21 protein-coding genes are annotated in these 24,849 nt (G+C 43.3%); 7 read left to right on the top strand and 14 right to left on the bottom strand.

Annotated elements, in window-relative coordinates:
• The 8 genes from eutC to D2V05_RS11255 form a co-directional block, all read right to left on the bottom strand.
• On the bottom strand, window positions 1-756 hold the full coding sequence (gene eutC / locus D2V05_RS11290) for an ethanolamine ammonia-lyase subunit EutC (protein ID WP_119647772.1): 756 nt from the start codon (window positions 754-756) through the stop codon (window positions 1-3).
• Complete coding sequence (locus D2V05_RS11285) at window positions 756-2,126, bottom strand: ethanolamine ammonia-lyase subunit EutB (protein WP_119647771.1); 1,371 nt, start codon at window positions 2,124-2,126, stop codon at window positions 756-758. Before D2V05_RS11285 ends, eutC begins: the two co-directional genes overlap by 1 nt.
• Before the next feature lie 52 nt (window positions 2,127-2,178).
• Window positions 2,179-3,201 carry a phytase gene (locus D2V05_RS11280; protein WP_119647770.1) on the bottom strand — a complete coding sequence of 341 codons (1,023 nt, stop codon included), beginning with the start codon at window positions 3,199-3,201 and terminating at the stop codon, window positions 2,179-2,181.
• A gap of 62 nt (window positions 3,202-3,263) precedes the next feature.
• Window positions 3,264-6,167, bottom strand: a complete 2,904-nt coding sequence (locus D2V05_RS11275; RefSeq protein ID WP_119647769.1) for a TonB-dependent receptor — start codon at window positions 6,165-6,167, stop codon at window positions 3,264-3,266.
• 171 nt (window positions 6,168-6,338) lie between these two features.
• Window positions 6,339-7,937, bottom strand: coding sequence for a tetratricopeptide repeat protein (locus D2V05_RS11270; RefSeq protein ID WP_183114824.1), 1,599 nt, complete (start codon window positions 7,935-7,937; stop codon window positions 6,339-6,341).
• A 144-nt stretch (window positions 7,938-8,081) separates the two neighbouring features.
• Window positions 8,082-8,342 (bottom strand): 50S ribosomal protein L27, encoded by a 261-nt coding sequence (gene rpmA, locus D2V05_RS11265; RefSeq protein ID WP_119640468.1) that lies wholly within the window; start codon window positions 8,340-8,342, stop codon window positions 8,082-8,084.
• A gap of 24 nt (window positions 8,343-8,366) precedes the next feature.
• Window positions 8,367-8,906, bottom strand: coding sequence for a 50S ribosomal protein L21 (gene rplU, locus D2V05_RS11260; RefSeq protein ID WP_119640469.1), 540 nt, complete (start codon window positions 8,904-8,906; stop codon window positions 8,367-8,369).
• Window positions 8,907-9,008: 102 nt separating this feature from the next.
• Complete coding sequence (locus tag D2V05_RS11255) at window positions 9,009-9,455, bottom strand: DUF4199 domain-containing protein (RefSeq protein WP_119647988.1); 447 nt, start codon at window positions 9,453-9,455, stop codon at window positions 9,009-9,011.
• A 186-nt stretch (window positions 9,456-9,641) separates the two neighbouring features.
• Between D2V05_RS11255 and D2V05_RS11250 the strand changes: the two genes are divergently transcribed.
• Window positions 9,642-10,964 carry a M16 family metallopeptidase gene (locus tag D2V05_RS11250; protein WP_119640470.1) on the top strand — a complete coding sequence of 441 codons (1,323 nt, stop codon included), beginning with the start codon at window positions 9,642-9,644 and terminating at the stop codon, window positions 10,962-10,964.
• A gap of 1 nt (window position 10,965) precedes the next feature.
• On the top strand, window positions 10,966-13,038 hold the full coding sequence (locus D2V05_RS11245; RefSeq protein ID WP_119647767.1) for a M16 family metallopeptidase: 2,073 nt from the start codon (window positions 10,966-10,968) through the stop codon (window positions 13,036-13,038).
• 66 nt (window positions 13,039-13,104) lie between these two features.
• On the opposite strand, the gene D2V05_RS11240 is transcribed toward D2V05_RS11245, so the two are convergent.
• Window positions 13,105-15,201, bottom strand: a complete 2,097-nt coding sequence (locus D2V05_RS11240; protein ID WP_119647766.1) for a TonB-dependent receptor domain-containing protein — start codon at window positions 15,199-15,201, stop codon at window positions 13,105-13,107.
• An 80-nt stretch (window positions 15,202-15,281) separates the two neighbouring features.
• Window positions 15,282-15,581 (bottom strand): hypothetical protein, encoded by a 300-nt coding sequence (locus tag D2V05_RS11235; protein WP_119647765.1) that lies wholly within the window; start codon window positions 15,579-15,581, stop codon window positions 15,282-15,284.
• Between the two features lie 243 nt (window positions 15,582-15,824).
• On the opposite strand from D2V05_RS11235, the gene D2V05_RS11230 reads away from it, so the two are divergent.
• The gene (locus D2V05_RS11230; RefSeq protein ID WP_119640474.1) at window positions 15,825-16,259 is read left to right on the top strand and encodes a hypothetical protein; all 435 of its coding nucleotides are present in this window, start codon (window positions 15,825-15,827) and stop codon (window positions 16,257-16,259) included.
• Here D2V05_RS11230 and gldD read toward each other — a convergent pair whose 3' ends face one another.
• The 4 genes from gldD to mutY are packed head-to-tail and all read right to left on the bottom strand — an operon-like array spanning window position 16,260 to window position 19,656.
• Window positions 16,260-16,814 carry a gliding motility lipoprotein GldD gene (gldD, locus tag D2V05_RS11225; protein WP_119647764.1) on the bottom strand — a complete coding sequence of 185 codons (555 nt, stop codon included), beginning with the start codon at window positions 16,812-16,814 and terminating at the stop codon, window positions 16,260-16,262.
• Window positions 16,804-18,114, bottom strand: a complete 1,311-nt coding sequence (locus D2V05_RS11220) for a gliding motility-associated protein GldE (protein WP_119647763.1) — start codon at window positions 18,112-18,114, stop codon at window positions 16,804-16,806. Before D2V05_RS11220 ends, gldD begins: the two co-directional genes overlap by 11 nt.
• A gap of 25 nt (window positions 18,115-18,139) precedes the next feature.
• On the bottom strand, window positions 18,140-18,595 hold the full coding sequence (locus D2V05_RS11215) for a single-stranded DNA-binding protein (RefSeq protein WP_119647762.1): 456 nt from the start codon (window positions 18,593-18,595) through the stop codon (window positions 18,140-18,142).
• A 23-nt stretch (window positions 18,596-18,618) separates the two neighbouring features.
• Window positions 18,619-19,656 carry an A/G-specific adenine glycosylase gene (mutY, locus tag D2V05_RS11210; protein ID WP_119647761.1) on the bottom strand — a complete coding sequence of 346 codons (1,038 nt, stop codon included), beginning with the start codon at window positions 19,654-19,656 and terminating at the stop codon, window positions 18,619-18,621.
• Between the two features lie 125 nt (window positions 19,657-19,781).
• Here mutY and D2V05_RS11205 point away from each other — a divergent pair, with 125 nt between their 5' ends.
• The 4 genes from D2V05_RS11205 to D2V05_RS11190 all read left to right on the top strand — a co-directional run bounded on the left by D2V05_RS11205 (window position 19,782) and on the right by D2V05_RS11190 (window position 24,847).
• A complete protein-coding gene (locus D2V05_RS11205) occupies window positions 19,782-20,072 on the top strand; it encodes an HU family DNA-binding protein (RefSeq protein ID WP_119647760.1) in 291 nt (96 codons plus the stop codon).
• 270 nt (window positions 20,073-20,342) lie between these two features.
• On the top strand, window positions 20,343-21,896 hold the full coding sequence (locus D2V05_RS11200) for an Rne/Rng family ribonuclease (protein ID WP_119640480.1): 1,554 nt from the start codon (window positions 20,343-20,345) through the stop codon (window positions 21,894-21,896).
• 66 nt (window positions 21,897-21,962) lie between these two features.
• Complete coding sequence (locus tag D2V05_RS11195; RefSeq protein ID WP_235855441.1) at window positions 21,963-24,362, top strand: alpha-L-rhamnosidase-related protein; 2,400 nt, start codon at window positions 21,963-21,965, stop codon at window positions 24,360-24,362.
• A 2-nt stretch (window positions 24,363-24,364) separates the two neighbouring features.
• The gene (locus D2V05_RS11190) at window positions 24,365-24,847 is read left to right on the top strand and encodes a regulatory protein RecX (protein ID WP_119647756.1); all 483 of its coding nucleotides are present in this window, start codon (window positions 24,365-24,367) and stop codon (window positions 24,845-24,847) included.
• Window positions 24,848-24,849 lie beyond the last annotated feature (2 nt).

The raw sequence follows: 24,849 nt of genomic DNA, 5'->3' as shown, positions 1-24,849 counted from the left end.
TTAGTCTTCCAAAAGATCTTTCAAGTTGATTTTGATATTGACCCCGCTGATTTTTTTGGCAAACGATTGACGGATCAAATAGCCCACCAAAGATGCGGCTTGTAGATGGTCAAGTCCATTTTTATGGATATTGGAAATGCAATTTCGACGTTCATCAGTTAGACCCATTTTCGGGGCGTAGGTAGTATAAATGCCCATACTTTCAGGAGAGGATAACCCAGGGCGTTCCCCAATGAACAGTGCTACAAACTTGGCATTTAGAACACTCCCAATAGCATCTCCCAACGCTACACGGGCCATGGTAGCCGTAACAAACCCTATGGAATACCCTTGCAGCTGGGGCAATAATAGTTGTAGCAAGGGAAGTGCATTTTGGTTCACGGCTCCAGCGGAAAGCCCATCTGCCAAAACAAAAATGATATCCAAGGATTTGTTGCTTTTTTTCAACATCATTTCTGATTCTGGATCCAATTTTCTTCCGAGATCAGGCCTTTTTAGATATTCCAATCTATCCGATGCTTGACTTTTTACTTCCCAAATAGGATAGCCCCATGCTTGAATTTCCGTAGCCAATGTCTCCATATCCAATTCAGTGGTAATGGCATCCTTGGAATGGGCGTGGGCGAACTTGAATTGCAATACTTCTTTCAACGGAATGGCATTGCCAGCACTCCCCAAGGCAATTCGGGCATTGGTGAACTCCTTTAAATTTTCCCAAGGATCCTTAATAATCGGTTTGGATAGTTTCTCTTTCATCACAGGTTCTTTAACAATCGATGGGAGGGTTCAACGGCCAAACGGTTCCCTGTATCGTCCAAAATACCCATGTTGTGGAGCCATGTTTCAAATTCTGGAGCAGGTCGTTTGTTCAAAACCTTGCGTACATAAAGGGCATCATGAAAGGAGGTAGATTGGTAATTCAGCATCACATCATCCGAACCCGGAACCCCCATGATAAAATTGCAACCCGCCACTCCCAACAAGGTCAATAAATTATCCATATCATCTTGGTCTGCCTCGGCATGGTTGGTGTAACACACATCCATCCCCATAGGCAATCCCATTAATTTTCCACAAAAATGATCTTCCAATCCTGCACGGGTAATCTGTTTGCCATCATACAAATATTCAGGACCAATAAACCCCACCACAGAATTCACCAAAAGCGGATTAAAATGTCGAGCCACAGCATAAGCCCTTGCCTCGCATGTCTGTTGATCCACCCCCCAATGGGCATTTGCCGACAGGGATGATCCCTGCCCCGTTTCAAAATACATCAGGTTGTTGCCTAATGTTCCACGGTTCAATTGCAAAGCGCCGTCATAAGCCTCTTTCAGCATGGAAAGGTTAATACCGAACGATGCATTGGTTTTTTCCGTTCCGCCGATGGATTGAAAGACGAGGTCAACGGGTACTTTGTTGAGCAATTCCAGGGAAGTGGTCAAATGACTGAGCACGCAGATCTGGGTGGGAATATCAAACCGTTGGCGGATCTCGTCCATCATTTTGAGTTGATCGCCCACAATGTCCACGCTATCTGTGACAGGGTTGATTCCAATGACAGCATCCCCGCTTCCGTACAAAAGTCCATCTACAATACTGGCGGCAATGCCACGCAAGTCATCTGTAGGATGATTGGGTTGTAACCTGACCGACAGATGCCCTTTTTTACCAATGGTATTTCGGAATTGTGTGATTACTTCGCACTTTTGGGCCACGGAAATCAAGTCTTGGTTGCGCATCAGTTTGGAGACTGCTGCGACCATTTCTGAGGTGAGGGCTTTGGAAATCTGGGTCAATTTTTGGGAATCCACCTCATGGGAAAGCAACCAATTACGCAAATCGCCCACCGTAAAACCAGATATTTCCTGAAAAGCAACGGCATCATGGGTGTCCATGATCAAGCGGGTCACCTCATCCTTTTCGTAAGGGATAATGGTCTCATTTAGAAAATCTTTCAAGGCGATTTCACTCAACACAAATTGGGCCGCCACCCGTTCCATATTGCTTTCGGCCGCCAAACCCGCAAGGGCATCTCCCGTTCTAAATGGGCTGGCTTTGGCCAACACCGATTTTAGATCGGGAAATGAATATACGTGTTGTTGAATGGTATAGGAATAGGGCATCTGTTATGATCTTTCCTTAAATATACCCTGTAAGTACATGCGGAAGAAGGAATCACTCAACTTTTAATTCCAATTTGCCCAAATCGTAAAAATAGAAGTCTTTTTGATCGTTCATGGCAGCAAAAAGCCCATTTTTAAAAGTGTCGTTCAAAGGTACGGTGACCACATCACAACCATCGGTTTCTGTAGTTGACAGGTTTACCGCCTTGATGAAACTGTTGTCCTTTCTGGAAAAGATATTGAACTGTCCACGCTGTTGATCGGAAACAATGATAAAACCTTCACCGTTTGGGTAAGAGGCAATGGCTATTCCTTCTATGTCCCGCAAAAAATGCTCCCCCCCAAAACAGGCAATCTCTTCATTCCCCATGGAAGGTTCAGCATAATATTTTTTGATGCAGACACCTTCATCGGAATAGTACACAAAGCCTTTTTCATCATCCACTGCAATGGCCTCGATTTCTTCCTTACCACTAAAACTACCAAATTTCCTTACCAAGTTGGACTTGACCACTGCACTGTCCATCTCCAATTTGTACTGATAGAGATACGAACCGCTGGGACCGGTCTTTCTTCCCACAATGGCATAAATGGCTGAATCCTCAGGGGATTTGTACAGGCTTATGCCCATGGGCAAGCGTTGTTCCAAGTTGGTCTCATCTTGAAAAACAGAAAAACCACCACCGTCCAAAGGCTGCATATCGGGTACGGAGAATAATCGAAATTGTTGCTTTTCCCTTTCCGTAAAGGCCAAAATATCCACGGCAACGGAATCGTTCAATTGAAAACCATATTCCAGGTCTACGTTGTTAGGGCGTTCAATATTTTTGATGGATTTCTCAGGAATGATCTTCCCATCGAGACCAAAAGCATAGATGCCCCCATTGGTTTCCTTATCGGTTCCGAAAACGATGCTTTTTGAAGGGTCGTTTGGATGGATCCAAATAGCGGGGTCATCGGTATCGTTGGGTGTTTTTTCGGTAATGATATCCGGTGCTATGGCCGGAAGTTTGCTTCCCTGCGGTTGACAGGATACTATCAAAATGGCAAGGAACGGTATATATAATTTTTTCATTGGAAATGCTTTAAGCAAAAACCGCCCTTAAAAGGGCGGTCATCACGCCTTATATTGTCTTCTTATTTTTTGAACAAGTCATATTTCAACCCGAAGGTCCATCGGGTACTGTAAAATTCCGCTTGTTGTGTTCTTTCCTTCACCGCTTGGAAATATCTTAAAGGTTGGTTGGTGATATTGTTCACATCGGTATAGATCCTCAAGTTTTTGTTGATGGCAAAACTAGCATTGAAATCCAAGAAGAACTGCGTATCATAGTATCTGTCCTCAAAGGCATTTCCTCCAATCTCATCGATATAGGAATCGGAAAAGTTGGCCGACAGCCTGGCACTGAACCTACTGTCCGCATAACCCAACGAGCCGTTGAACATATTCGGAGCCGTGTTGGGAAGATCTAAATCGGTACGCTCGTCGCCATCTTCATTACGGATACCATCCGCACTGGAGGTCAAATAGGTATAGTTCAAATAGATGCTGAAATTTCTGGCGAATCCTGGTAAGAAATCCAATTGTCTTTGGAAGGATAGTTCAGCTCCAAAAATGGAAGCGGAATCCCCGTTCAAAGGTTGGAAGACATCATATCCCGTTGTGCCCGACCCAAAAGTATCATCCTGAGCCTCGGTGATGAAGGTATAAATGAAGTCGTTGATCTTTTTATAAAACACCCCACCAGAAATAATCCCTACGCTTTCAAAATAATGTTCGGCATTCAGGTCAAAGTTCATGGAAGTGGTAGGGTCCAACTCTGGATTGCCCACAACCACTTCGGCATCCTCGTTGATGATCTCTGCCCTTGGAATCAAATCTGAATAATTGGGTCGGGCCAAGGTATTGGTCCAAGCAAATCTCAAAATGGTGCTGTTGTCCACATCGTACTTGAAGTGTACCCCTGGCAAAACATTGGTATATGAGTTTTCATCGGATACGGGTTGCACCTCAATGCCTTCCTCAATACCGTTGTCTTCATCTTCTTCAATGTAGATGACCCTATTGCCATCGGATTCCAATTTGGTATTCTCGACCCGTAAACCAGCCAAAACACTCAATTTGTCTGTAAGTTTCTGGTTGAACATAGCATAGACAGCCAAAACATTTTCCTTCACCTTAAAGTTTCCTGGAAGATATTCGTCAGGGACATCCTCACCATTGGTGCTGTTCAAATCCAAAGAACCCAACCACTCTTCGCTCACAAAAGTACCTGCTTGGTATTTGCTGCCCGCCAAATAATCGGGGTCGGTATATATTTTTGTAGGAAGATCGGCCAAAGTTGGGTACATATCCTCCAAATCGTACTCGAAGAAATCATTTTCACGCTCCTTGGTCTTGAACCGACCTCTGGCACCAAATTTCACGGTTCCGTTCCCCTGCCCAAAAAAATCGGCAGGCAACTCAAAATTGACGAAAAAGTTCATATCCTCTTCATCGGTATATTGGTTTTCATTGGTCACTTCCCCAAATTCAAAGCTGCCCAAATCATTAAAATCGTTTGGATCCACGGCAGTCATGATCGGATACTTGGGATTGCTGTTGTCGTTATTGACGATGTATTCTGATTCGTATTCGGCATAGCGTTCGTTCAAACGTTCTTCGGATGCCTTGGCGTAGGAAGCCATCCAATCCAGTTTCAAAGACCCCCACAAGTGATTACCGCCAAGGGTATAGTTCTGCATGCGCTGATCTTCCAAACGGGCATTTTGGTTACGACCGCCTGCAATACCCCCTTTGGTCTGTCTTTTGATTTCCGCAGGGAAACGGGTCAATGCACCATTGGTGATGGTAAAATCGCCCACTTCAATATCCTCTCCATCCAAAATTTCTTGTTCCAAACGGAAACGGTTTTCACGATCATCACGCCAATTGTACATGGTCTTCAAGAAAATATTGTTGCTAGGGTCGATCTGGAAATCAAAATTAGCGGCAAAGCTCCTTCTTACCCGTTGTACAAAATAGGTACGCTGTTCAGTGACATTGGTATAGGGATCCACATCCACTTCTTCCAAAATCGGATCGCCCTCATCATCTTCTTCTCCTGTGTTGTACTCAAATTCGTTCTCCCATTCGGCTTCAATATCGTCCGATCCAAAATCATTGTCGTTGATGGTAGCGGAAAGCATGTATCCGAATTTTCCGTCTTTGGTACGATCTCCCACCAATATAGACCCGTTCCAAATTCTTTTATCAGTGATAAAATTGATCCCTGATCCAGCCGTAGCAGAAACCCTGAATCCTTGGGGAGCTGTACGGGTAACCAAGTTTACCGATCCACCCAATGCATCGGCATCCATGTCAGGCGTTACCGCTTTGTTGACCTCAATGGTCTGGATCATATCCGAAGGTATCAAATCCATTTGGACATTTCTGTTATCGGCTTCCGCAGAAGGAATCCTGCTTCCGTTTAATGTCACGGAGTTCAACTGTGGCGACAAACCACGAACGATAATGTTCCTCGCCTCACCTTGGTCCACCTGCATGGTAATCCCTGGAATACGCTTGACCGCGTCACCGATATTCGCATCAGGAAACTTACCAATTTGATCTGTGGAAACCACATTGGTAATGTTCATGTTGGTCTTTTGGGTATTAAGGGCCTTGGCCTGTCCACTAAGTCCATATGCGCTTACCTGTACTTCATCCAGCTCAACACTGGTAGGATTCAACGACATGTTCACGGAAGTAGTTTTTCCGGATGTAACGGCAACTTCTTGCTCCACGTCTGCATATCCCATGTAGGATACTTTTAGAGTGTAGTTTCCTTCGGGGATTCCCACCAAGGTGAATCGACCGTCAAAATCAGTGATTCCTCCTTTGGAGATAGATTCGATATAAACATTTGCACCAGGAACATATATTCCATTTTCATCGGTAATGGTTCCCTGTATATTTCCCGTTTGGGCCTGCGCCATGGCAGTGCCAAACACAAGAAAGAGCGTTACAAAAAGTAGTTTTTTTAGGTTCATTGGTTTCATTTTGGTTCTTGTTAGAATGCATTCCAAAACTATGTATATCAACCTATTAAGCTTTAAATTAAAGGGAAACAAAAAGGAAACAAAAGGAAAAATGGACAGAAACAAGAGGGCAACAATTACAGTTTTTTTACATTGGGCTAACCTTTTCTAAAAAGAGGATGTAAAACCAGGTCAGAGATCGATCATAAAGTTTACCAATTCCTCTTTTTGGTCTATGGGAAGTTTTTTTCGGAGTCGGTGACGGGCCACACGAACACTATCGGGGGTCACCCTTAAAATAGAGGCGATTTCTTTGGAGGATAGGTTTAGACGCAATAGCATGCCCAAACGGAGTTCGGCCGGGGAAAGGTTGTTTTCGGACAAGGTTGAAAGTTTTTTGATGAACTCTGGATGTATTTCCTTAAAAAAGGTCATGAACTCATCCCATTCTTGTTCTTGTTGTAAGTTAAAATCGATTTCTTTCACCAACGCCTTAATTTTTTCGGAAGTGTCCATATGCTTCCTAGCTGCAATGTTCCTCAATGTATTGGCGAGATCAAGCAAAATCTTGTTTTTCTGGGACAGGTGCAGACTATATCGGGACAATGAGGATGTTTTAAGTTGCACCTCCTGCTGCAGATTCTTTTCCTCTATGGCCTTCTTTTCCAACTCTGCTTTGAGCATGCGCTGTTTATATTCCTGGATCTTGAGCTTTGCCTTTCTTTTCCTCCCTAGATAGTTATACAAAATGGTAAGAATGGCAGCAATGGCAAAAAGGGCCACCCACAATAGGTTTTGATTGGCACGGCTCACCTTGTTCTGCTCTTTCAACAATTGGATCTCGGCCTCTTTTTTGTTGGTCTCATAAATAGTCTGGAGCACATTGAGTTGGTCGGTGTTCTGCGCCCTGAGCATGGCGCTGTTGAACTCCTCGGCCTGTAAAAGATGGGCATGGGCCTTTTCAAAATCACCCAAAAAAGCATACGTCTTCGATAGATCTTTATGGGCGCTTTCCAATTGGTGGAAATCTTTCAGTCTTTGGGCAACTTCCAAGGCCATTGCGGTTTTTTCAAGGGCTGCGGGATAGTTTCCCGTTTTCCTAAAGGAATCCCCCAAATTATTGAGCACGTTGACCTCTTCCACTGTTCCCTTCCCCTTCAAATATTGATAAGCTTTGTTGAAATATTGGTATGCCATGTCAAACTGCTCCAAATCCTCATAAATGCTCCCAATATTCTCATTGGTCATGGCCACCCCATGTTGGTCTCCCATTTTTTGGAACAACAAGAGGCTTTCTTTCTGATCTTTCAATGCTTCCTCATATTCCCCTTGCTTTTCATGGCTCGCACCCAGCAATCCCAATGAAACGGCCAAACCTTTATTGTTCTTTATCCCCTTGGAAGCATTTAAGGTTTCTGTGAAATGTTGTTCTGCAAGCTCAAAGTTGTTCAACGATAGATACACCTTACCAATGTTGTTGTTCAGGGTGATGAAAAGGGTGTCATTGAAATCGGTTCCCAATTGGTCCAACGCCTTGTTGTATTGCTCCATGGCTTCGGAGTACAGGCCTAGTGAGTGGTAATATTCTCCTAGTTTTAAATGGCTTTGTGCAATTTTTTTGGGCTGGTCCGGATTCTTTTTTGAGGCTTCCAACTGCTTTTGAAGGGTGTGGAATATGGAACTGGACTCGCTTGACGGTTTTCCTCCTGAGGATTGTTGTGCAAGACCATCGCTATGGACAAGGATGACCAGAAACACCGCAACATAAGCACACCCTACTATTTTCTTCATGGATAGACCTTGGAATAAGGGAATCAAGAAAACCATTCGACCTCATCCCAACATCACCATTAGGTTATTAAACCTTTAAAAAATAAACGGAAAACAAAAAGGCCCCACAATTGTAGGGCCTTTGAAGTATATATAAACTTGTTCTTAAGCTTGGAAAGGCTCGATGGAAACAAAAGATTTTCCACCCGCTTTTTTCTCAAACTTAACGATACCGTCTACCTTGGCATGCAAGGTATGGTCTTTACCTGCGTATACGTTGTCTCCAGGATTGTGCTTGGTACCACGTTGTCTAACGATGATGTTACCAGCAACAGCGGCCTGACCACCAAAAATCTTAACGCCCAAGCGTTTCGATTCTGATTCCCTACCGTTTTTTGAACTACCTACACCTTTCTTGTGAGCCATGATATCTAAATTTTGGTTCTATTCTTATTTGCTTAATGCTTCGATCAACTCGGCTTTCTTCATAGAAGAGTAACCGCTAATGTCCTTGGCCTTGGCCAAATCTCTCAATTCAGCTACGGTTTTTGAACTTAGGTCCTCAGTTGCCTTTGGAGCTTCTGCTTTAGGGGCCTCAACTTTTTTAGCTGCTTCCTTTTTAGGCTCCGCAGCAGGTTTTTCAGCTTTGGCCTTTGCTGGAGCAGCTTTCTTGGCACCAGAAGCAACAATACTTTCAACCACAATCTCGGTCAAATATTGTCTGTGTCCGTTTTTCTTTTGGTAACCTTTACGTCTTTTCTTTTTGAAAACGATCACCTTATCTCCTTTAAGGTGCTTTACAACTTTGGCTTCTACAGCCGCACCTTCTATGACTGGGGCGCCAATGGTAACGTTTCCTCCATCTTCCAAAAGAAGGACTTTGTCAAAGGTAACTTTGCTACCTTCATCCTCCTGCAAACGGTGAACGTACACTTTTTGGTCTTTTGCAACTTTGAATTGCTGCCCTGCCATCTCTACAATTGCGTACATAATGCGTTGATTAGATTAAAATTATACCGCTTTATCAATTTTAGCGGGTGCAAATATACTGCTAAATCCTTAATCCACAAGTATTATTACCGCATTTAGGTATTATTTTTTGCCGTTGTTGGAGGTTTTGAACAACTGCATGAAGGAAAGGGTCAGTACCAAGGTAGTGGCGAACCCCATGATGGCCACCGTAAAGAAAACGATTCCCTGAAAGTTTTTATAGTCCTTAGACCATGCCGTGGACAGCTCGTCCAAAAAACCACTGTCCAATTCCGTGGCATAGAGCGCAAAAAAAATGGTGAACAGGAGTGTCGCCACAAAGCCCGTAGTGACCCCGGCCGTAAACCCGTTTCCATAATTAAAACCCTTGCCTTGCCGCAGCTTTGTGTATTTTATGGTCTCATAAATCCCAAAACCCGTGATCACCCCATTGAACAGACTAAAGAAAACATTGGTGTGCTTGCCCAATAATGCCAAGATCAAAAAATAGGCAATCAGTACGGCACTGGTTACAATGCCAAAGCGGATCGGAAGGGTTAAATTTTTCATTATCATGCTTTTTGAATCCATTGTTTAAATTACTGAATGTTTGCCAATTATGCTATAAATTGTGGTAAAAGACTGACCCTACATTCTACTTTCTTTTGATTTTATCCTATATTTAGCGTAACATCGATCAAGAAATCGCTACCAACCTCTGAACAACACCATTAATTTCTAATACTGACATTTACAATGAAAAAACACTTGCTTTCTGCATTTTCGTTGCTCCTTGTGGGAACCTTGGTTTCTGCACAAGAAGTGGCATTTGAAGAGTATGATCTGGACAACGGGTTGCATGTGATCTTGCATCAGGACAACTCCGCTCCGGTGGTGACTGTCTCCGTTATGTACCACGTTGGATCGAAAGATGAAGATCCCCAAAAAACGGGGTTTGCCCATTTCTTTGAACACCTGCTGTTCGAAGGCACTGAAAATATTGCCCGTGGAGAATGGGATCAAATAACAGCGGCCAACGGAGGAAGAAACAACGCCAACACTTTTTTGGATCGCACCTATTATTATGAGGTTTTCCCATCCAACAGTTTGGAAGTAGGCCTTTGGTTGGAATCTGAACGGATGATGCACCCGATCATCGGGCAGGTTGGGGTCGACACCCAAAAAGAAGTGGTCCAGGAAGAAAGAAGGCTGCGTGTGGACAATTCCCCTTACGGTGCCTTTTTTGAGCAACTTTTAAAAAACCTGTATACGAAACACCCATACCGTTGGGCGGTAATCGGTTCTTTGGACCATTTGGCCAGCGCCACTTTGGATGATTTCAAAAAATTCAACAAAACCTATTATGTGCCCAACAATGCCGTATTGATCGTGGCGGGGGACATTGACTCTGAAAAGACCAAAAAAATGGTCACCGATTATTTTGGGCCCATTCCAAAAGGTGCCGATATAAAAAGACCCGATATCAAGGAAGACCCCATTACCCAAACCATTTATGCAAAATATCATGACCCCAACATCCAGATTCCAGCTATTTTGTTGGCTTACAGGACTCCGGGGCAAGGTCAACGTGATGCGTATGTCATCAACATGATATCCACCTATTTGAGTGATGGTGAAAGTTCCAAACTCTACAAAAAATTGGTGGACGAAAAGAAAATGGCACTTCAGGTCATTTCCGTGCCCATCGATGCCGAAGATTATAGCTCTTATGTAGTGGGGGCGCTTCCCGTAGGCGAAAATTCCATCCAAGACCTTAAAAAGGAAATCGACGAAGAAATCCTAAAACTTCAAATGGAACTGATTTCTGAAAAGGATTATCAAAAACTCCAGAACAAGTTCGAAAACATGTACGTGAATGCCAATAGTAGTGTTGAAGGCATCGCAAACAATCTTGCCGAAGACTATTTGTTAAAGGACAACACCAACCTCATCAATACCGAAATCGACATTTATCGCTCCATAACCCGTGAAGAAATCATGGAAGTGGCCAAAAAATATTTGAAGGTGAACCAGCGAGTGGAATTGGAATATTTACCAGAACAAAAAGACGCTAACTAAGATGAAAAAGTATTTTGTATTGACCGTGCTGTCTTTATTGATGACGGCATCATACGCGCAGATTGACAGGAGCAAACAACCCAAACCGGGACCCGCTCCAGAGATAAACCTTAAAGAACCTGCCCGTTTTGAACTCAGCAACGGATTGAAGGTATTGGTAGTAGAAAACCATAAACTTCCAAGGGTCCGGATTCAATTGACCATTGACAATCCTCCTATTTTGCAAGGGGATAAGGCCGGAGTTTCCGATTTAACATCCAGCATGCTGGGCAAGGGTTCCAAAAACATCCCTAAAGATGATTTTTATGAGGAAGTGGACTTTTTGGGGGCCAATATCTATGTGGGCGACCAAAGTGCCTTTGCAAGCTGCCTTTCCAAATATTTCCCAAGGATTTTGGAACTGTTGGCCGATGCCGCCCTCAATCCAAACTTTACCCAAGAGGAGTTTGAAAAGGAAAAGGATAAAATCCTAACGGGCATCAAATCCGAGGAAAAAGACGTTTCCGCCATTGCAACTCGGGTCCAGACAGCCTTGGCTTATGGCAAAAACCATCCTTATGGTGAAATCACCACGGAGGAAACCGTGAACAACGTAACGCTTGCCGATGTGGAACAATTTTATCGTTCTTATTTTGTTCCTGCCAATGCGTATTTGGTGGTCATCGGGGATGTAGAGTTTGATAATGTAAAGGAACTTGTGACCAAATATTTTACCCCTTGGTCCAAGGCGGTGCCCCCTTCCTTTACCTATTCAGACCCAACAGATGTGCAATACAACCAGATCAATTTTGTGGATGTGCCGAACGCCGTACAATCCGAAGTGGCAGTGGAGAACATCACCAACTTGAAGATGAAGGATCCCGATTATTTGGATGCCCTTTTGGCCAACCGCATTTTAGGAGGGGGATCTCAGGCCCGCTTGTTCAAAAACCTGAGGGAGGACAAAGGCTACACGTACGGATCTTATTCCGGACTCCGCGACAATAAGTACAGCCCCATGCGCTTTAGTGCGTATGCCCAAGTGCGAAATGCAGTGACCGATAGTTCCGTGGTTCAGATCTTGGAAGAAATCAACAAGATGACAACCGAGCCTGTAAGCGCAGAGGAATTAGCCAATGCCAAGGCCAAATACGCGGGTAGCTTTGTAATGGCTTTGGAAAGTCCTGAAACCGTTGCCAATTATGCCTTGAATATTGAAACAGAGGGATTATCCAAGGATTTTTACAAGACCTATTTGGAACGTCTTCAATCCGTTACTGCCGAAGACGTGCAAAAAGCGGCCAAAAAATACTTTTCTACCACCAACGCAAGGGTGGTGGTTACAGGAAAGGGAAGTGATGTTTTGGAAAACTTGGAAAAAGTTTCCTTTAATGGGAAAACCGTTCCCGTACTGTTCTACGACAAATACGCCAACAAAACCGAAAAACCCAATTACAACGCAGAAGTTCCCGAAGGAATAGATGCCAATACCGTTTTGGAAAAATATATTGAAGCCATCGGCGGAAAATCCAAATTGGATGGTGTAGAGTCGTATTCCATGGTTGCCGAAGCTGAAATGCAGGGCATGAAACTGGAACTTGAGATGAAGAAAACCACCAAGGACCAGTTTATGCAAGATGTTAAAGTGATGGGGAATTCCATGTCCAAGCAAGTGTTGGACGGAGACTCCGGTTACATGGTGGTCCAAGGACAACGAAAGGACCTTTCTGCTGAAGAAATTGAGAAAATCAAGGAAGAATCGTCCGCTTTCCCCGAATTGAACTATTTGGCTGCAGGAAATGTTTCTTTGGAAGGCATTGAGCCTGTAGGAGATTCCAAAGCCTATAAACTCAAAATCAGTGATGGCAAAACCGCCTATTACGATGTGGAAACCGGTCTAAAAGTACAAGAGATCAATACCCAGGAAGTACAAGGTCAACAAATGACCAGCACTTTGGGGTACGGTGACTACCAAGAAGTCTCCGGTATCAAATTTCCGTTCAAGATCACCCAAAACATGGGTCCCCAAACCTTTGAGTTCATGGTAAAAGAAATCAAGGTAAACGAAGGGGTAGACGCCTCGGATTTTAAATAATCACATCATACTTTATTGAAAAGGCGCCCAAATGGGCGCCTTTTTTGTTTTCACTTTACATCAACCTTAAAAACTGTATTGCACAAAAGCCGTAAGGTTCCGACCTGGATCATTGATCGGTACCCTTCCATAATCGGCTTGGTTCACGAACGAAAAATTCAGGTGGTTGTGATAGGCCACATCAAAAACATTGGATGCGGCAACACCAACGGTAAAATGCTTGAAAGGTTTGGCACCAAAACTCAAGTCCACAATACCGTAACCATCGGTCTCCGTTTCCCCGAAGGAAGGAGCGATATCGGATTGTTTGGAGGTAAGAGTATAAGTTGCCCTTGCCCACATTTTTTCCTTTTCAAAACGTAGGTTAAAACGTGACACCAAAGGTGGGGTCAAAGGCAATGATTCATCCAGATCCTTGTTTTTGGCATATACATAGGACAATTCCGTTTTGAACGAGAAATCTTGAAGAAAATCCAATTGCGCGAAAACCTCAAAACCTGTTTTATAGGCTTGGTCCAAATTGGCAAACCTTTTCACCTCCGTAGGCTGAACCATGGGCATATATTTCTTGTCCAGACTAGGATCAATGACTGCCACAATGTAATTCTCATAAATGGAGTAATATACTGAGGCTCCATAATCCAATCCATTGAAAACATAACCCTCAAAATGGCTGTTCGCCTTCATACCCAATTCAAACTGATTATTCACTTCTGCATCCAAATACGGATTGCCCACATATTCGTACGCATCCTGGCCCACTGTAAAATTGTTGATGTACCGTTCGATCATATTGGCAGAACGCACACCCCTACCAAAGGCCAATTCAAACAAAAGATTGGAACTCACCATATATTTGAAGGACACCGTTGTACTGATATTATTTTCGGTCCTTGCCTCCAAATCAGGGTATAGTGCCACAAAATCTTCCGCAGGGGCATCAGCTTTGGAACGAACCAAATCGTACCGAACACCAATGTTCATCAAGAATTTTTCTGAAATAGGATATTTCCCTTCCACGAAAGCACCATAGTCATCGATCTGGGCGTCTTGCCAAACCTCATCCACGAACTCCATGGGCATGGGCAGTAAATCCCCATTCATGTTGCGTTTTACCAAACGCGTCCTGTTTCCTGTCCTCCCAACAGAAAGCGCATCAATCCCTGTGTACAATTTAAGATCTTGGACAGGCCTCCATTCCAATTCGACCCTCCCACCCATTGTGGTGGCATCGACCTCGGAAACCGCTTCGGTACTGTTGTAACTTGGCCGAAGCTCATTCGACATGATATGATCCACTTTGGACCGATACAATTTGGCACTCAGGGTCTTTAGATCGCCTGACAGACCATCCAATTTGTAATCCAACGAAAGGACATTACTATTGTCCTCTTTGGTATCCATGGGCAAACCGGCATGTAGCACATCACGTCCAAAAGACTGCCGAAAACCGACCTGAATCCGTTGGTTTTCATCAGGATTGTACCCCAATTGCACCCCATAATCGGTACTCTTGAAAGATGAAGGTACTTCGTTGCCATCTCCATCTTCATAGTTTCCAAAATCGCGGTAGCCGGCATTAAAATTCACATCGAAGTCTTCCTGTACGTATTTTACATTGGCAAAGGTGGTAATGGCATTCCCATTGTTCTCCCCACCAAAATTTACCTTGCCATGGTATCCCTTTTCCTGCCTTTCCACTTCTTGGGTCACCAAATTAACGATGCCGCCAAAGGTGGGGCCATACCTGAACGTGTATGGACCTTTGACGACCTCCACCCGTTCGATCTCTTCTGGAATCACATGGGTGGTGATGGGATCCATTCGGTTAGGGCAGGCATGCATGACCTTGGTACCCCCATTGAACTGCACATTGAGTTGCTCATATTGTGATGCCCTAAACGAAGGGTCTATGGCATAATTGCCCCTTTTGATCAAGGCAAATCCATTGATGTCCTTAAAAAGGTCGGCCACATTTTTGGATTGTACCACCTTTTTTTCCGGTTCGCTCTTGAACATGGAAAATACGGGATCGGTCTTACTTTTTCCTTCCACCAAGACCTCATCCAATTGAACGGGGGGCTTTACGATGGAATCCTGCGCTATAGACACTTGCGCATAGGACACAGCGGTCCCAAAAGACAAAACACAAAGTTTTGTCATTGAACTGATATTCATTTTGATATAAAATTTAAGATTATACAATGCAGCAAACCAGGTTTGCCGACTTATACTGTGAAATCTTAAACAATGGGCGGTTTGTTCAGGACATCGCTGAACCTGTAGGAATAATTGTTGGTATAATGATGGTACACATTATCGGTATCGATGGCATTTTGAAGTCTGAAATCTGGCAACTTCACAAAAAAGACCAGTACCTGCTCCCAACCAATGATGGGCATGGGGCGCTCATCCTCATCGGTTTGCGCCTGGAGCATTTTGGCCAGCATACATTTACCGTCGCACTTCAATTCAGGTTTGTCCTTGTTCTCACAAAGTCGCTCTATAAATCCTTCCCTATCAATGCTATAATACACGTACATACAAGAAAAGCGAAGATTGCTCATCAGAATAAAAGCAACAAAAAGTCCTATCAAAATGGACTGCCCCCCCTTTATATATACTTGTGCTTGGACCAAAGATTTGCTATACTTTAAAAATAATTACAAAGATAAGGAGTACCTGCTATATTTTTAGTAACCATAATCACCTATTAATACTTTTTAGGTGAGTATTATCCTTACATAAGCGATTTCCTAACTAACTTTGAATTTTAAACTAGGTACATGAAAAAAATACTATCCTTATCCGTTCTTGCTTTATCCCTAAGTATCATATCCTGTAAAGAGGAAAAAAAGACTCCCGAGGGACCAACCCAAATGGAGCGAGTAATGGCCATCCATGACGAGGTGATGCCAGAAATGGGAAAATTGGGGAAATTGGTCGGTCAACTGAAAGCCAAAGTTGACACCACTGAAGTGGGCCAACAATACGAAGCGGCCATGAAAGATCTTCAGGAAGCCCATGTATCCATGATGGATTGGATGAAGGAATTTGGCGATCGGTTCAACTCCGATGAAATACTGAATGGGAAGGAACTCACCGAGCAAAAACAAAAATGGCTCAACGAGGAAGAAGAAAAAGTACAAGTCGTAAAAGACCAGATCAATAATAGTATTGCCAAAGCGGAAGCCCTTTTGGCCAAGGCGAAGGAGGAATAATCACTCCCACCTGATACTTTCCATAATCCTTCGGATGTCATTCTGTAAGTACATGGCCGCTGGAAGGATGGAATCGTAATTAGGTTTAGCATAAAAATACAAGGACCCGGTCACAAAATGTTGGATGCTGTCCGTTACATAAAACTGGGACTGGGATGCCGCATTCCCGCTGACCTCGTAGAACATACCATAGACGCCATGATCTTGGTTGATATAGGGCTGTTCTATGATGTTGTCCGCTTTTACCACATGTTCGTATGACAATTTCTGTGCATCTATCAACAAGGTGTCCAAATTTCCATGAACTGGTTTATAGGTTAGATAGATGGACCCATGCATCATTGGATAGTCCACCTCCAAGGAACAATCCTTGTTTTCCTTGATTTCAGAAAGGGTATTTTGATCAAATACATAAGGACAGTCCAAATTGGTTTGGACATATGTTGCAGCAGGGTATTCCAAGCGCAACATGGCCTTGGGTTTGGGCAGTACGTCTTCCTTACACCCCATAAAAAGTATGGCTAAAACGAAGAATATAATCGGGCTATGCTTCATGGGGCAAGGTTACTTTTATGCGTTTCAATCTTTTTTTGTCCATACTTTCCACAATAAACTGGTAATCATTGAACATCACCTTTTCTCCCACTTTCGGGAAACTACCGGAGATTTCGAGTACAAATCCGGCGATGGTTTCCGATTCCCCTTTTTGGTTTTCAAATTCCTCTTCATCCTCAATCTTCACCACCCGATAAAAATCTTTTAGGGCCGTCTTTCCATCAAAAACATAAGTATGGTCATCCAATTTGGAGAAAATCAAATCTTCATCATCAAACTCATCACTAATATCGCCCACGATTTCTTCGATTACGTCTTCCAAAGTAACGATCCCCGAAGTACCCCCATATTCATCCACCACCACGGCCAAATGGTTTTTCTTTTCCTGAAATTCCAATAATAGGTCGTCCAGTTTTTTATTCTCCGGAACAAAGTAGGGTTCACGGATGAGTGACATCCAATTAAAACTTTTACGGTCGATATAAGGCAAAAGATCCTTTACATAAAGCACTCCCAAAACATTGTCCATATTCTCGGAAAACACCGGAATCCTGGAATATCCATTCTTTTTGATTTCCAAAAGCACTTCCGGGAACTTCATTTTTTCGTTGAGGGCAAAAATATCGATGCGAGGTTGCATCACTTGCTTGGTATCGGTATTCCCAAAGGTCACGATGCCTTCCAAGATCTTCTGCTCTTCCTTAGTGGTATCGCCTTCGGAGGCAAGTTCCAATGCTTGTGACAAGTGATTTACACTTAGGCTGGACTTTTGTTTACCAAGTTTATCTTCCAAATACAATGTGGCCGACCGCATGGGCATACTCAATGGGGTGAACAAAAAACTCAAGCCTTTTAAGGGCACGGCCATAAATTGGGAAAACTGCACCCGGTTGCGGTTCGCATATATTTTGGGAAGGATTTCCCCGAACATCAAGATCAAAAAAGTAGCCATCACCACTTCCAACAAAAACCGAAGGGTTCCATCAATCCCTACAAAGAGGGTGTCTCCAATGGAACTGAACAATAACACAATGCCTATGTTTATGGCATTGTTGGTGATCAGAATGGTGGCCAATAATTTTTTGGGCTTGTCCAACAAACGTGCAATCAACTTTCCACGTGAAGAATCATTTTCTTCCAGTTCGTTGATGTCGGTCTGGGATAGTCCGAACATGGCGACTTCTGCCGCAGAAATCAAGGCCGACCCTGCCAACAGAAACAAAAGCACAAGTATTTTTATAGTGAAGATTCCACTAAACGCCGTAAAGAAAATTGCCAAACAATGGGGCTCGGGATCCAAATTTGTATCGCTTTAAACTTTATTTTTAGAATGGTAGGTCATCATCCTCTTCGGTATCATCTACAGGGACTTCCGGGGCACTGGGTCGAGATGGTACATTCTGTGGCGCAGTACCCGACATTTGGGTATTTGCCATACTTTCATTTTTGGTGGTCAAAAATGTAAAGTCCTGAACATGCACCTCGGTGGTATACCGCATGTTGCCATCTTCACCCTGCCATTGTCTGTTCTTCAACCTTCCCTCCACATACACCTTATCTCCTTTACTCAGGTATTTTTCACATATTTCAGCAGCCTTGTTCCTTACCACTATATTGTGCCATTCCGTATTGGTCACCTTCTCACCTGTCTGCCTATTGGTATAGGTCTCATTGGTGGCCAATGGAAATCTGGCTATACAGTTACCTCCTTCAAAATAGTGAATTTTCACTTCGTCTCCCAAATGCCCGATCAGCATTACTTTGTTCAATGTTCCACTCATAGTTCTCTAATTAATCAAAAATACTAAATTTTCAATGTCCTGATAAAATCGGCTATCAAAACAGGTACCGGGAATTGGCTTACTTCTTCCCAAGCCGTTCCCTCCTCCAATATATCAGAAGTTTTTACGATCCAAAATTTTGTGTGTAAATGTTGATGGGAAAGTTTGTGGATGATGGGATCCGGGTTGTAAGGTGTAGCCATATCCAGCAATTGTAGGTTGCTTTCACTTTTTAAATAATGCTCCATTTCGTCAGGATTCATTTCTTTTTCTGACTCCACCAACGGGAATTGATACAAGTTTTGCCAAATACCCTTGCCCTTTCGTTGCTCCAATAATGTATTGTTATGGATATCCAAATACACCAAATAATTAAAGTGGCGTACCCGTACTTTAGTCTTGTTGTTCTTTATGGGAAGGTTGTCCACCTTGTTTTCCTTAAGGGCCACGCATCCCTCATTCAAGGGACAAAGCAAACAATAGGGTTTTTTGGGCGCGCATTGGATGGCCCCAAACTCCATGATCCCTTGGTTGTAATCCCGAATCTGTTCCGCATCCATGACCTCCCTCGCCAATTCTTTAAAATATTTTATGCCCGAAGGACTGTTTATGGGAAGGTCCACGCCAAAATATCTGGCCAACACCCGATACACATTACCGTCAACCACCGGTTCGGGCACATTAAAACAGAAAGAGGCAATGGCACTGGCGGTATAATCCCCAACCCCTTTCAGGGATTTTAGGTCCTTGTAGGTCCGTGGAAATTCGCCTCCAAATTGCTCCACCACCATTTTTGCGGTGGCATGCAGGTTACGGGCACGGGAATAATACCCAAGGCCCTGCCAAAGCTTCAATACCTTTTCCTCTGGAGCCTGGGCCAGATCATAAACCGTGGGGAAAGCCTCCAAAAACCTATGGTAATAAGGCATTCCTTGCACCACTCGGGTCTGTTGGAGCATGATTTCGGATAGCCAAATCTTATAGGGATCACGGGTTTCCCTCCAAGGAAGTTCCCTTTTATGCGTATGGTACCAATCCAGAATTTTATGGGAAAAAGACATGCAAAAAAATACTAGGAATCAAATGTATCAGTTTATATACTTAAAATTAAAGGGTTTAAACGAAAGATTAATTTTAATGTTTATATTTGCAAGCCGAAAAAAACAAGAAAAAATAATCAAGAGAAATGACGAAAGCAGATATTGTAACTAGAATCTCAGAGAAACTAGGAATTGAAAAAGGAGACGTGCAAGCGACAGTGGAGTCTTTTATGGATGAGGTAAAAGCATCCTTGGAAAACGGAGATAATGTTTACCTAAGAGGATTTGGAAGTTTTATCATCAAGACCAGAGCTGAAAAAACAGGAAGAAATATTTCCAAGAACACCACCATCAAAATTCCAGCACACAATATCCCTGCATTCAAGCCGGCCAAAGTATTTGTGGAAGGTGTAAAAAGCAACGTTGAAGTAAAATAAATTTATAACACTAAAGGAAGAGCCATATGCCGAGTGGAAAGAAAAGAAAAAGACATAAGGTAGCGACCCACAAGCGTAAAAAACGTAGAAGAGCTAACCGACACAAGAAAAAGTAGTTGCAACAACTACTTTTTCATTTTACACGTAAACGTTCTTTGACATAGAGATTCAAGAAGCGAATTTCAGTCGGTCCGAAAAATGACCGACACCATATATTGTTTAATCATTTGTCCCACAATCTTCGATTGGGACGAATAAAAATCGATTCAGGTGAATAGAGAATTAATTGTTAGATCTACTCCCGAAGCAGTCGATTTTGCCTTACTAAAGGATGGAAAACTAATAGAATTCCACAAAGAAGAGGATAACAACAACTTTTCCGTAGGGGATATCTTCCTAGCCAAGATAAGAAAACCCGTTACAGGCCTAAATGCGGCATTCGTCAATGTAGGTTATGAAAAAGATGCGTTCCTGCACTATCATGACCTTGGTCCGCAGTTGTCCTCCATGTTGAAATTCATCAAAAGAGTCAGGACAGGGAAGTTAAAGGACTATACCCTCAAAGATTTTCCATTTGAAAAAGACATTGACAAGAATGGCAGCATCAACGATGTGATCAAGGCCAATCAGTCATTATTGGTACAAATTGTAAAAGAACCCATATCCACCAAGGGCCCTAGGATAAGCTCCGAGCTATCCATTGCGGGCCGTTACTTGGTCATGGTCCCGTTTTCCGATCGGGTCTCGGTATCACAGAAAATAGCGAGCAAGGAAGAAAAGGACCGCTTGATCAGACTCGTGAAGAGTATCAAGCCCAAGGGATTTGGTGTCATTATCCGTACCGTTGCAGAAGGCAAAAAGGTTGCTGAACTGGACAAAGATCTTCAGAACCTGCTTTCCAAATGGATAGCAATGTGCAAGAAATTGCAGCGAGCGCCCCATCCATCCAAAGTGTTGGTGGAACTTAACAGGGCCTCATCCATCCTTCGGGATGTCTTCAACGATTCCTTTACCGGAATATATGTTGACGACGAAACACTTTACAATCAGATCAAGGATTATGTGCATGAAATTGCACCCGAAAAAGAATCCATTGTAAAGCAATACACGGGTCCGGCCCCCATTTTTGAAAAGTTCGGGATCGAACGTCAAATCAAAACCTCATTCGGACGCACAGCATCCATGAGCCGCGGGGCATACCTTGTTATAGAGCATACCGAAGCACTACACGTAATCGACGTGAACAGTGGAAACCGCTCCAACAAGGCAAAGAACCAAGAAGACACCGCTTTGGAAGTAAACCTATTGGCCGCCTCAGAAATTGCAAGGCAGTTGCGTTTGCGCGATATGGGCGGAATCATCGTCATCGATTTTATCGATATGACCAAGGGTGACCACAGAAGAAAACTGTTCGATCATCTTAGGGAAGAAATGAAGGACGATAGGGCAAAACACAAGATTTTGCCCCCCAGTAAATTTGGCCTTGTCCAGATTACAAGGCAACGGGTACGTCCCGAAATGAACATCAAGACCAGTGAGGAAAATCCGAACGTAGCGGGTGCCGAAGTGGAAGCGCCCATTGTCTTGATCGATAAAATCCAGTCAGATCTGGAGAGGATCATCAAAGGTGAGAAAAAGCCGGACGGCATTGTTTTGAACATACACCCGTTCATAGCTGCTTACCTTACCAAAGGTTTTCCTTCCATACGTTCCAAATGGTTCAAGACCTATAAAAAATGGATCAAGATCCAGCCAAGGGATGCATACCAGTATCTGGAATATCGTTTTAAAGACAAAGACGGTAAAACAATCAATATACCTTAATAAAAAGCGGTCCAAATTGGACCGCTTTTTTTGTTTAAAAGGGTTTCGCCACAAAATGCTACTTTTATGCATTCACCAATGCAAGGCACACCATTGAGACCAATTTTATTACTGATATTTATTTTCCTTCTTGCGGCCTGCTCCAAACAAACAGTACAGCCCATATCAAGGTTATTGCAAGATTCCGATTCCATCCAGGGGAAATCATCCTATCTGGAATCTCCTTTTGTAACTGCCGGGGACCGTACCTATATGGTAGGCCATCAAGATGGGAGCTTCCCTCCTTTGGGATGGCACATCAAGGGTGAAATGGGAGGAATCTGGGACCATCCCATCAAGCTTATGGATGGGTTTGATGCCGAAATGATTATCAACGGTCATGTGATGCCCTTCAACAAGGCATCCGAGTTCGTAAACTATCCCTTTGCGAACAAACACCTGTTTGAATTCGACGAAGAAGATATTTCGGTAGAACGTATTCAGTTTGTTCCCGATGGAAAACAAGGCATTTTTGTTCAATATATAATCCATAACAACTCCAAAGAAACCAAAACAGGGAAATTCCAATTTAATGGCCAAACCGATTTAAGACCCACTTGGCTTGGAGAACGAACCAACATGATTGATGGCAAGGACGAAGCCAACTTCGATGGAAAGAAATGGGTGGTAAAGGATGACTCCAATCCATGGTTCAGCATTTTTGGTGCCGAGCAAACCCCTGACTTGACCTTGACCCATGAGAATCCAAATGCCGCCAACGGGGTTTCCAATACTTTGATCTACGAGATCGAGCTTCCTGCCGAGTCAAATTTTATATTGAATTTTACCATCGCCGGATCGTATACTTCCTTGGAAGATGCGGAGGAAAACTATACTTCAATCCAAAACAACTTTTACACCCTTGCCCAAGAAAAGAAGGAAAGATATTCCGAATTGGCCAACAAAACCAAGCTTACCATTCCGGATAAAAACTTGGAACAAGCCTTTACATGGCTCAAGTACAATTGTGATTGGTTGGTGCGTACAGTACCAGAAATCGGAACGGGGATTGGAGCGGGACTGCCTGATTATCCTTGGTGGTTTGGTGGAGATAGTGAATATGCCCTAAAAGGATATATGGCCATAGGCAGGGAAGACATTGTGGAAAAGACCATCCAACTTTTGGATAGTGTTTCCATGGCCATCAATGGCAATGGTCGGATCCTTCATGAAATGTCCACCAATGGAGCTGTTTTCAATAAAGGAAATATTAACGAAACTCCCCAGTTTGCATCATTGATTTGGGAAATCTATAGCTGGAACGGAGACAAAGAATTCCTGAAAAGGTATTTCCCAACGGTACAAAAAGGGCTGGATTGGCTATTATCAGAAAACGATGGCAACCAAAATCTTTTCCCCGATGGTTTTGGGATGATGGAAATTCATGGTCTCAATAGTGAAATGATCGATGTGGCTTCCTACACCCAAAAAGCTTTTTCGGATGCTGCGCAAATGGCCTCCGAATTGGAACAGCCTGAATTGGCCAAAAAGTACCAAACATTGGCAGACAGCTTGAAACAAAAAATCAACGATGAATTCTGGTCTGACCCATTTGGGTCCTATGCTGATTTTATTGGAACGGACAAACAGGCCATCCATCTGATAGAAGATGCCATAGTAAGGGCTGACACCCTGAATAAACCTTGGGCGGTTGAGGAATTGAACACCACCAAACAGCAAATCCTTGATCATCCATCAAACCAACCAAGGCCCTTTGTGCTCTACCACAATTGGGTGGTGAACACTCCTATGGAAATGGGCATCGCCGATTCTTCCAAAGCCATCACAGCATTGGACAATGCCAAAAAATTCACCAATCCCTTCGGGATGTTCGTTACAGGGATTGATCGGGATGAATCCGCAGGAAAGGACATGGGCTCCTTTAAAGGTAGTAAAGTATTCTCTTATACAGGTGCCGTGATGACACTACCCACAGGCGTTCAAGCAGTTGCCGAGAACAATTATGGGCGACCTGATGAAGCCCTGGATTATCTGAAGCGGATGACCCGCACCTTCAGCTATGCCCTACCCGGAAGCATTTGTGAAGTTTCACCAGATTATGGGATGGTAACACAGGCCTGGAACATTTATGCGTTTGCTTTTCCCATTGTTCGACAATTTTTTGGCATTCAACCCATGGCGCAACATAAGACGGTCAAAATCAAACCTCAAATGCCAAGCTCTTGGGACCAAGCATCCTTGGAAAATGTAAAAATCGGGGACAATGAAATTTCCATTTGGTACGAAAACAAGGATGGCAACCTTCAAATGAAAGTAGAGCAAACCAATCCCAATTGGTCAGTTATTGTAGCGTTGCCGCAAGATGATTATCAAATTGTGCAAGGTGAAGCCCAGATTACCTCATCAGGAAACCGAACCATTTTTACTGGAAAGGGCACATCCCTAGAGATATCAAAAAAACAATAGGAATGCCGAACCATTTTCCCAAAAAATCATTTGTTTCGGTTACGGAGGCCACCAAAAAAATGGAACATTACTGTGCCTACCAAGAGCGTTGCCATCAAGAGGTGGTGGAAAAACTCAAGGGGATGAACATGATTCCCGAAGCTATTGACAAAATTATAGGGCACCTCATCCAAGAAAATTATTTGAACGAGGAACGTTTTGCCAAGAGTTATGCCCGTGGAAAATTCAATATTAAAAAATGGGGTAGGAACCGAATTGTACGAGAACTTCAGTTACGACAAATCTCCACTTTCAACATCAAGAGTGCGCTAAAAGAAATCAATGATGGGGATTACCTCGACACCTTGGAAGAACTCGCCCAAAAACGATTGGATCAGATCAGGGAAACCAACATCCAAAAAAGAAAGAAAAAATTAGCCGATTATCTGTTGTACCGTGGCTGGGAAAGCCATTTGGTTTTTGAAAAAGTTAACGAATTAATTTAACC

Origin of the sequence: Flagellimonas pelagia (assembly GCF_003584135.1) — a bacterium.
Classification (GTDB): domain Bacteria; phylum Bacteroidota; class Bacteroidia; order Flavobacteriales; family Flavobacteriaceae; genus Flagellimonas; species Flagellimonas pelagia.
Note: the sequence above shows the minus strand (reverse complement) of the source record. Positions and strands in the feature narration are given on the sequence as shown.

Bases quoted from the DNA above. Each gene is read 5' to 3' on its own strand.
- D2V05_RS11240 (WP_119647766.1), bottom strand. From the start codon at position 15,201: ATGACAAAACTTTGTGTTTTGTCTTTTGGGACCGCTGTGTCCTATGCG.
- eutC (WP_119647772.1), bottom strand. From the start codon at position 756: ATGAAAGAGAAACTATCCAAACCGATTATTAAGGATCCTTGGGAAAAT.
- D2V05_RS11270 (WP_183114824.1), bottom strand. From the start codon at position 7,937: ATGAAGAAAATAGTAGGGTGTGCTTATGTTGCGGTGTTTCTGGTCATC.
- D2V05_RS11255 (WP_119647988.1), bottom strand. From the start codon at position 9,455: ATGAAAAATTTAACCCTTCCGATCCGCTTTGGCATTGTAACCAGTGCC.
- D2V05_RS11285 (WP_119647771.1), bottom strand. From the start codon at position 2,126: ATGCCCTATTCCTATACCATTCAACAACACGTATATTCATTTCCCGAT.
- D2V05_RS11235 (WP_119647765.1), bottom strand. From the start codon at position 15,581: ATGTACGTGTATTATAGCATTGATAGGGAAGGATTTATAGAGCGACTT.
- D2V05_RS11280 (WP_119647770.1), bottom strand. From the start codon at position 3,201: ATGAAAAAATTATATATACCGTTCCTTGCCATTTTGATAGTATCCTGT.
- D2V05_RS11195 (WP_235855441.1), top strand. From the start codon at position 21,963: ATGCATTCACCAATGCAAGGCACACCATTGAGACCAATTTTATTACTG.
- rplU (WP_119640469.1), bottom strand. From the start codon at position 8,906: ATGTACGCAATTGTAGAGATGGCAGGGCAGCAATTCAAAGTTGCAAAA.
- D2V05_RS11190 (WP_119647756.1), top strand. From the start codon at position 24,365: ATGCCGAACCATTTTCCCAAAAAATCATTTGTTTCGGTTACGGAGGCC.
- D2V05_RS11275 (WP_119647769.1), bottom strand. From the start codon at position 6,167: ATGAAACCAATGAACCTAAAAAAACTACTTTTTGTAACGCTCTTTCTT.
- D2V05_RS11215 (WP_119647762.1), bottom strand. From the start codon at position 18,595: ATGAGTGGAACATTGAACAAAGTAATGCTGATCGGGCATTTGGGAGAC.
- D2V05_RS11250 (WP_119640470.1), top strand. From the start codon at position 9,642: ATGAAAAAACACTTGCTTTCTGCATTTTCGTTGCTCCTTGTGGGAACC.
- gldD (WP_119647764.1), bottom strand. From the start codon at position 16,814: ATGAAGCATAGCCCGATTATATTCTTCGTTTTAGCCATACTTTTTATG.
- D2V05_RS11245 (WP_119647767.1), top strand. From the start codon at position 10,966: ATGAAAAAGTATTTTGTATTGACCGTGCTGTCTTTATTGATGACGGCA.
- D2V05_RS11205 (WP_119647760.1), top strand. From the start codon at position 19,782: ATGACGAAAGCAGATATTGTAACTAGAATCTCAGAGAAACTAGGAATT.
- D2V05_RS11230 (WP_119640474.1), top strand. From the start codon at position 15,825: ATGAAAAAAATACTATCCTTATCCGTTCTTGCTTTATCCCTAAGTATC.
- mutY (WP_119647761.1), bottom strand. From the start codon at position 19,656: ATGTCTTTTTCCCATAAAATTCTGGATTGGTACCATACGCATAAAAGG.
- rpmA (WP_119640468.1), bottom strand. From the start codon at position 8,342: ATGGCTCACAAGAAAGGTGTAGGTAGTTCAAAAAACGGTAGGGAATCA.